Below are 8,422 nucleotides of genomic sequence, written 5' to 3'. Positions count from 1 at the left end.
GGATTCCACTGCCGGTACCAAGGCCGAAGCCGGAGGGTCCGGAACTCTGTTCGTTGCTTTCCGTTACGGAACTTGCCGCCTATTACGTCTCCCCTCTCCCGAGGAGAGGGGCCGGGGGAGAGGGAGATCCGTGCATCTAGTGCTACACACGAAACGAAGTAACAACAACCAATCCGATTTTTTTTGCATCTTAGAGTCATACTAAAGTGCCTGACTATGAGATGTTTACTCCCTTTTGTTTTTCTTGCGTTCACCAGCGCCCTTTCCGCTCAGTCCATCGCAGATACCGTTTACAGTAGGTGGGGTCAGCCAGAATCGATCAGGTATTACTCCTTGATCGACGTCGAAGAACTTTCCCCGGCAGAAAGGTTTCAACGTGGGATCAAACCAGGAGACGGCACGGAAAATATCCGCCAACTGGACAGCATCTACGTAATCGATGAGGACAAGGCGGGAACTTTGTTCAAAGGCAGCGAGATGCACGAATTACCTGGTGCGCCAGCGCGGCGGGCAGGTAATGCAGTAAAGAAGGCGAAAAAGGCAGACAGTTCCTTTACCGCTACCGATTATGTGGAAGGCCGCGCAGGAATGCTGGTGCAGCGCAAGGTTATGACCGGAAAAAGCGTGGAAGACATCAAGCGGCTGGACGATAGCCCCGAGATTGAGTTGATCGATAAAATGGGCGCCGGGAAGGAGGCAATTGTCGCTAAAGTCCGTATTCCGGAAGGCTCAACCCAACGCAAACTCATCCTTGATTTGGGCGAAGGGGAAAAGCGTGAAAAACTGTACAGCATCCGTGGCTACCACCTCAATGAGACGGATTTTAAGCCCGAACAAGAGCTGACCGAAGAGCAAACCTGGCGGGCCGAAGGGAGAAACTACCTCTACCTCCGCCTTCGCTCAACGGAGAAATTATTGTATATCTCCCAGGGAGAAACCCGCTATAAACCAGTACCGGTTGGGCGGCAACTCGATGAGGTTTACCTGAAAGGTTTAGCCACCGGCAAGTACCTGCTGGAAATCATAGACCTGGGGACTCAGGAGAAACGCTACCACTGGTTGATGATCGGCAACTGATGCCCTCTGTTCTTCAGCCTTCAGGCTGAACCAGACCCAGCTGCCTACACGTGCTGATCCAACAGCACTATATTCCCATCCGGGTCCTTAACCATAACCCGGCCCGGGCCGGCCCCTTCGGGGTCGACGGTAGCGGTGAGTTCAATGCCTTCAGACTGCAGATGGGCCTGTATCTCCCGGATATCCGGAAAGCCGGAAAGAGGATCGGCGTTTTCGTCCCAGCCGGGGTTGAAGGTCAGGATATTGCCCTCAAACATCCCCTGGAAGATACCGATGAGGGCGTTACCGTTCTTCATGATGTGATAGTTTTTGTCGGCTTCGCCGGCAAAGACCGAAAAGCCGAGAGCTTCATAGAACTTGCGGGAGGCCGCAAGATCCTTAACGCTGAGACTGACGGAGAAGGCACCTAAATTCATAATCGAGGAGGGTTGGTTCAGGTACGTAAGATAACGGATTTGCAGAAGTCTGCTCCGCTGAACCTCTCCCTGCACCTGCGTGCGCGCCAGATCAAAAAATGGCAAATCCTTACGTTGACCGCCGGAGGGTAAAAACCGTTCCGGAAAAGTATGGTGGGAAAAAAGGAAAGCCCCGCGGGACGTACCGGCGAGGCTTTCTATAAGGTCAGAACTTTCACTGTTATCGTCTTAACAGAACGATTTTTAAGGATGTTCGGTAGGGGCTGAAAAAAATAAAATTTCTTTTTCAAGCCCTTTCAACAATACTTACACGTGGTTTTTAATTCTCAGCAGGAACGAGGCGAACTTCCTGAGTTGCTTTTTTTGCATCGGGTCCGATGCTTTCCAGCAGGAAGTTGGTCATCTTGGTGTAGAGGTGGAGTCGGGTAGGCCCGCCGTAGATTCCGTGGTTACGGTTAGGGTAAAAGTAGGTGTCGAACTGCTTGTTATTCATGATTAGTGCGTTGGCCATTTCAGCGGTATGCTGAAAATGAACGTTGTCGTCGCCCATTCCGTGTACCAGCAACAGGTCACCTTTGAGCTTGTCGGCGTAGTGGATCGGGCTGTTTTTATCGTAGCCGTCCTTATTTTCCGCGTAGGTGCGCATGTAGCGTTCGGTGTAGATGCTGTCGTACCATTTCCAGTTGGTTACCGGAGCGACGGAAATCGCGGCGGCGAAAACATCGCTTCCCTGCAGAATGCAGTGTAACGCCATGAAGCCGCCGTAGCTCCAGCCGAAGATTCCGATCTTTTCTTCGTCGATGAAATCCATCCCGCCGAGGTATTTGGCTGCGCTGATCTGGTCTTCTGTTTCCTGCTTGCCGAGGGTGAGGTAAGTTTGCTTTTTCATCTCTTCGCCGCGGGCGCCGGTACCCCGGTTATCGACAACGGCGATGACGAAGCCGCGCTGGGCCAGCATCTGGAACCACGCCATATTCTGGCCGCGCCAGTTGTCCATCACCTGCTGGCTGCCGGGGCCGCCGTAAACGTGCATCAGGAGCGGATGCTCACGACCATCCTGCATGTTGGCGGGCTTGATCATGTAACCGTTCAGGGTGGTTCCTTCCTCGGTCTTGAAGTCGAAGAACTCTACTGGTTGGTAGCCGTAGGTTTTTAGCTTGTTTTTGAGGTCCATGTTGTCGATGATCTGACGAACAGGCTGACCGCTGCCGTCCATCACCGTTACCGATTCGGGGCTGTTGATGGTAGAGTTAGTGAGCACGAAGTAATCGTAGGTGTCGGAAAACTGAGCGGAGTTTACACCACGCTCCGCGGCCAGCGGACGGGGCAGGTCGCGGCCCTTCAGGCTCTTCACGAAAATCTGGCGGCCGGTGGGGCCTTCTTTTGCGGCCTGGAAGTAAATCTTACCGTCGTGGAGACCGTAAAAATCGGTTACGTCCCAATCGCCACTGGTGATTTGGGTCGACATCCCTTTTTTCATCTCGTAGAGGTAGACGTGGTTGAAGCCCGATTGCTCGCTGGTCCAGATGAATTCTTTTCCGTTGTCAAGGAAGGTCAGGTTGTCGTGTACATCGACGTAGTATTTGTTGTTCTCCTTCAGCAGAGTGCTCTGTTTACCGGTACCCAGGTCGAAGAGCAACAGTTCCAGTTTGCTCTGGTGGCGGTTCATGCGCTGGGCGGTGAGGCGATCGCCTTCGGTGGTCCACTGTACGCGGGGGAGGTAGTGCCACTCGTCTTCCGGGCTGGTGTTGACGGTGAGGAGGTCTTTGGTTTGCCCGGACGCTACGTTGAAGGCGTGAAGACTAACGGTACTGTTTTCTTCTCCTACCTTGGGATATTTGAAGGTGTTGTACTCCGGGTACATGTCGTTATGGAAATCGGTATAGGTAAACTCCTTTACCTTAGACTCGTCGAATTTGAGGTAGGCGAGGTAGCTCCCGTCCGGGCTCCAGTGAATGGCGCGGGCAAATGAGAATTCCTCCTCGTACACCCAGTCGGATGCACCGTTGATGATTTTATTCGTCTCTCCGTCCGTAGTAACCTGGGTCATTTCTCCTGAAGACAGTTCTTTGATCCAGACGTTGTTGTCGACAACGAAAGCGACGCGCTTTCCGGTTGGGTCCAGCGTAGCCAGGCGGTGTTTTTTGTCGGGGTAGACGGGCGTCAGGGTTTTAGTTTCCAGGTCGTACACAAAGAAATAAGACTGCGAACTGCGGCGAAACAGCTGCTCGCTCTGGTTGCTGAGCATCAGTTTAGACTCGTCTTTGCTGAACTCATAGCTGTTGATGTTGCCGTCAAATCCGGTGTCGGTGGGCAAGTCGGATCCGTTTGCGAGAACGCCGGTGCGATTCCCGGTTTTAAGATCGTACTGAACCACCATGTTTTGTTCCAGACGCGTAAAGGAACGCCCATCCTGCAGGAAGTTGAAGCCACTGACCCGGTCGGGTATAAAGGTGTAGTTCTGCCAAACATCTTCGATGGTGATGGCCTTGGTCTGGGCGAAGGTTAGGCTGGTGACGAATAGTAGGAGTAGTAGTGCGGTTTGGCGCATTGGCTTTAGTTTTTTTTGAGAACGTTTTTTTGGAGGGGTGGGTTTTTGAGGAAAATCAATTGCCAACTAAGTTGAGGCGGGCGCAAACCAGATTGTCGCTCAACCCCCTCCCAACCTCCCCACACCGCTGCGCTGGGGAGGAGTAATCGCGACAATCTGGTTTGCTCCCGTTAGGGCATGCCAGCAGCAAGACTACAGGAATATATACTCATCTGAGTAATGAGGAGCGTTAGCGGGTTATTAGTCCGCTGTAACGTAACTTTGAGGGGCGCCCGTGCGGAGGGCGTTTTTTGTTTCACATTTCCAAGTTGCCACACGTGTGGGCACATCTTTGATCTAGAAAAACGTCGGACGGATTGCCTAATAGATTACACACCCTGTATTAGAAGCCGGGACCAGCTTGCGGCACATCCAGGAATTACTTGGCAACTCCAGTAGCCGAACGACAGAAATCTATACCCACGTTAGCAACGAAGAAAAATCGCGGGTCACAAGCCCATTGGATCGACTACCTGACCTCAACTGAGTTGCGTCAACAGAACGCTTTTCCGCTGGTTACCCGACAATCCGATACTACCCGAAAGTTTCTTACCTTGGTTGCGTAAACAGAACGGCTGTCGGGGACAAAAGTGCAACAACGACGCTAAAGATAGTGCTTGTTTACGCAAGTGTTCGGGTAGCATGCCGTTGTAGCCAATTTAAGAAAAACCCGTGAAAGAAAGAATAATCGGAATTGATATAGCAAGAGCACTAGCAGTTATCGGAATGATAATCGTTAATTTTAAAGTCGTACTTGGCGAAAATGGATTGAGTTGGGTAAAATCATTTACAAGTGCTTTTGACGGAAAGGCAGCAGCAACTTTTGTAGTTTTAGCAGGCGTTGGACTTGCTTTAATGACAAATTCTGCATTGAAAAATAAAGACAGCCAAAAATTAAAAACCGCTAGAATAAGAATTGTAAAAAGAGCCTTATTTCTTTTCATTGTTGGTCTTTCATATATTGTAATTTGGCCAGCGGACATTTTGCATTTTTATGGAATTTATATGCTTGTTATTTTGCTTCTACTAAAAAGCAATGAAAAAACTATTTTAATTTCGGCAATTGCATTAATACTGTTTTATCCATTACTAATTGGCTTTTGGAATTACGAAACAGGTTGGAATTTTGACACTTTAGATTATCTCGATTTTTGGACAGTTAATGGATTTTTTAGAAATCTATTCTTCAATGGTTTTCACCCAGTAATACCTTGGACTGCTTTTATGCTTTTTGGTTTTTGGTTTGGCAAACAAGAATTGAAAAGTGACCGATTTATCAAAAAAGCATTTTTGGTTAGTTCAATTACTTTTGTTGTAATTCAAATTTTATCACACGTGTCAATTTCATTTTTATCAGAAGGAAACGAACAAACAGCAAGTGAATTATCAGAAATTATTGGAACAAACCCAATGCCACCATTACCAATTTATATGTTTAATGGAATTGCAATTTCCGTATTAATAATATCAGCCTGTATCATTATCGGAAAAAGATTTTCAACAAACAAAATACTTATGGCTCTAAATAAAACGGGACAATTAGCTCTAACTTTTTATGTTGCACACGTAATTATTGGTATGGGACTTATTGAAGCTATTAACCCAGAAAAAATGGGGAATTATCCAATAGAATTTTCAGTTGCGTATGCTTTAATTTTTAGTGTTTTATGTGTATTGTTTGCAACTTATTGGCTGAAAAGTAGAGAAAATGGACCCGTAGAATGGATAATGAAAAAAATAATCCGATAGAAAAACTGGCTACAACAATGTATATAAAAAATAGGCGAAATAGCAATAAAATCAATGGTTTCGGCTCGTATCTAAGTTCGTGCTTAACCGAAAGTTTAGTGTTTCGAAATCGCCTACTTTTCATATACTAACCGTTCCGCAACATATGCGCAACAAATATTTGTGGGGCTATCGCCCTGTCCGAATGTTTGATCAAAGGATCACTACAAAGGGCTGGTGGCCTGGAGGACCGAATATCGCATCGTTCGCAAGCTCTGATTTTCAAGGCAAATCATTAGCGGCAGGGCAGACAAAGCGGCAAAAGAAGCTTTTGTAGCACTTGGCTACCAGTCGTTACAGGTCTGTAAGACTTGAGCTTGCGAACGATGCGAGTCGGGAAAAAGTTTAGGGCCACCGGTCAGTTAAATTAGAAAGTACTCCTTTGCATTCGGTATATTCGTTTCCGGCAGCCGGTAGAATAGAAGTATTCAACCGTCCGTCTGCCGGACATCGGAAAATGATCAGGGAATCATTTCTCCTCGGCGCAGCGTAACGATTCCTCCGGAAGAACGGCGGGACTACCCGTAGTCACGTCCATACTTCCTTATCTGGAGGAAACCGCCAAAAGACAAGAAGCTGACACTTCAAAAAATAGAAATCTTTTGGCTTCGAAACGCAAACGTCGCGGAACATCGTACTCACGGACAGATTTTCGCTGCGCTTCAATCCGTCGTGAGTACTTGTTCGTTATGGGCAACTAAAAAAGAAAAAAATCGAAATGGTTCATTGGACAGATGAAGAATATAAAGAGACTAAATTGATTAAACAGGGAAAGAAATCATTCGACCCAAAATTTCTTGATTTGGCAAATTGGATAAATGAGAAATTTGATGTTAAAGTTTTAAATATCGACTTTAAAATAATCAAACAGAATGGACTTCCAAGACTAAGTATCATTTTCGAAAATGCGGAAGAAGAATTCATATTTAGAGATGACCCATTTGAATTCAATCAAGAAAAACAAAAAATTGTAACTCAGAAATATCTTGAAACATTAAAAAACAAAAAATAGATTTTGAAATTGAGAAATTATTTACAATTTTCTCGTCCTTCAAGCCAAATGCAATTGAGGAAATGAACGAGAATATTCCTCAAGAAGAAATTGAAAAACTAAAATCAAAATTAGCGGTCAAAGAATTAGTTAGAATTGAAAGATGTTTTTCAGCAACAGTTTTCTTTCTTGAAACAGATAAACAGGTCAAAGATTTAGAGACAAACAAAGTGAAAGAAACATTTAGAAAAGAATATTCTAAACTACTAAAAAGCTATGACGAGTTTGATTACCTTGAAGAAGATAAATATCCTATTCATTTAGAATCAATGGAAACAATAAATAAAAAGTACAATGGCGAAATTCATTGGTACTTCAGATAAATAAAAAAAGAAAGCTGAGCATAACAATGGCTACAACGGCAATAGCTCGCATGCGCTCACTACTGCGTGTAGCCGAAACCGTTCTGCAAAAAGTAAAACTACTGATACTATAAATATAATCATGATCTAATTATTTATGCTGGACAAAATCTTTAAATATTTAGCACTTTATATAAAATACATAATTATCATTTCTTGGGTCTTGATAATATTGTCTTTAATTGCAAACGCAAATTGTAGCAATGTTTTAACTCCTGAAACAATGATTGCGGTTCTTCCGATACTTGCTTACTTTGGTCTTTTGTATTGGATCTGGGTCGAAAATTCAGCAATTAGGGATTATTTATTTAGTTTTACTTCAATTCCGTGTTTAGTAATTTTGCCAGCACTACTGTTCTTTACAACTTGTGCATGAAATTCTAAATTACCTGGTAATTCAAGGATTTAGGTGTTCAATTTTATTAATTGTAATCTAGGCCTTCATCTCTATAATGTTATGAATATCAATAGTTTTTAAAGACTTATTGATTGCGAAGAATCGAACATAATTCAAATTTGATAGTGGAAAGTAAATCGAGCTAATTATAAATTAAATATGAAAATGAAGGGACTGATATTTTTAATTTTTGCATTTTTGTCTATTAGCCCACTGTGGTCTCAATTAGATTCCAGTCAGAACACATTGATGCTGTATATTGGACCTGCTATTGGGATGGTTAATTTAGATTATTCACATAATTTAGAGAGTAGAACTACTAATTATAGAATGCTATCTTACGGATTTAGTCTCGGAGTTGAAAAACATTTTTCTAGTTCTTCCTCAATTAGATTAATGTCGTCAGGTTCTTTCTTTAGCAGGAATCGTAATTCTATTGACGATGAATTTATTGAGGAAACTAATGATCTTTTAAGAACTAGGTATAGGTCAATAGAGTTGGAAGGTCATTCCTTAGAGCGTGTCTAAAAATTCGAGTCAAGATTTCTCTGTATTGACGATAGAACCATCTGAATGTTGGCCATCAAAATGAATGAAGCCGAATTTTCTATCGTTCGCTCCAGGTCCTTGGTGATTCTGCGATAGAAATTCATCCAGGCGAAGCTTCTTTCGACTACCCACCGCTTGGCTTCTACTACAAACCCCTTCGAGCCTTCCGGTCTTGATGGGCACTCAAAGACA

General features: G+C 44.5%; 6 protein-coding genes and 1 pseudogene. 4 read left to right on the top strand and 3 right to left on the bottom strand.

Annotated features, from left to right (window positions below):
- Positions 1 to 216 precede the first annotated feature (216 nt).
- Positions 217 to 1,077 carry a hypothetical protein gene (locus FUA23_RS05310; RefSeq protein ID WP_147929691.1) on the top strand — a complete coding sequence of 287 codons (861 nt, stop codon included), beginning with the start codon at positions 217 to 219 and terminating at the stop codon, positions 1,075 to 1,077.
- Positions 1,078 to 1,121: 44 nt separating this feature from the next.
- Here the strand turns inward: FUA23_RS05310 and FUA23_RS05305 are convergent, their stop codons facing one another.
- Both FUA23_RS05305 and FUA23_RS05300 read right to left on the bottom strand, forming a co-directional pair.
- Positions 1,122 to 1,493 carry a VOC family protein gene (locus tag FUA23_RS05305; protein ID WP_147929690.1) on the bottom strand — a complete coding sequence of 124 codons (372 nt, stop codon included), beginning with the start codon at positions 1,491 to 1,493 and terminating at the stop codon, positions 1,122 to 1,124.
- Between the two features lie 319 nt (positions 1,494 to 1,812).
- Positions 1,813 to 4,044 (bottom strand): S9 family peptidase, encoded by a 2,232-nt coding sequence (locus tag FUA23_RS05300; protein ID WP_147929689.1) that lies wholly within the window; start codon positions 4,042 to 4,044, stop codon positions 1,813 to 1,815.
- 711 nt (positions 4,045 to 4,755) lie between these two features.
- On the opposite strand from FUA23_RS05300, the gene FUA23_RS05290 reads away from it, so the two are divergent.
- The 3 genes from FUA23_RS05290 to FUA23_RS05280 all read left to right on the top strand — a co-directional run bounded on the left by FUA23_RS05290 (position 4,756) and on the right by FUA23_RS05280 (position 7,245).
- A complete protein-coding gene (locus tag FUA23_RS05290; RefSeq protein ID WP_147929688.1) occupies positions 4,756 to 5,832 on the top strand; it encodes a DUF418 domain-containing protein in 1,077 nt (358 codons plus the stop codon).
- A 757-nt stretch (positions 5,833 to 6,589) separates the two neighbouring features.
- Entirely contained in the window at positions 6,590 to 6,883 is a 294-nt protein-coding gene (locus FUA23_RS05285) for a hypothetical protein (RefSeq protein WP_147929687.1), read from the top strand.
- Between the two features lie 62 nt (positions 6,884 to 6,945).
- The gene (locus tag FUA23_RS05280) at positions 6,946 to 7,245 is read left to right on the top strand and encodes a hypothetical protein (protein ID WP_147929686.1); all 300 of its coding nucleotides are present in this window, start codon (positions 6,946 to 6,948) and stop codon (positions 7,243 to 7,245) included.
- A 1,046-nt stretch (positions 7,246 to 8,291) separates the two neighbouring features.
- On the opposite strand, the pseudogene FUA23_RS23065 reads toward FUA23_RS05280, so the two are convergent.
- Positions 8,292 to 8,422: pseudogene (locus FUA23_RS23065) on the bottom strand (IS5 family transposase); the annotation flags it as partial.

It is taken from the genome of Neolewinella aurantiaca, from assembly GCF_008014675.1.
Lineage (GTDB): Bacteria > Bacteroidota > Bacteroidia > Chitinophagales > Saprospiraceae > Neolewinella > Neolewinella aurantiaca.
Note: the sequence above shows the minus strand (reverse complement) of the source record. Positions and strands in the feature narration are given on the sequence as shown.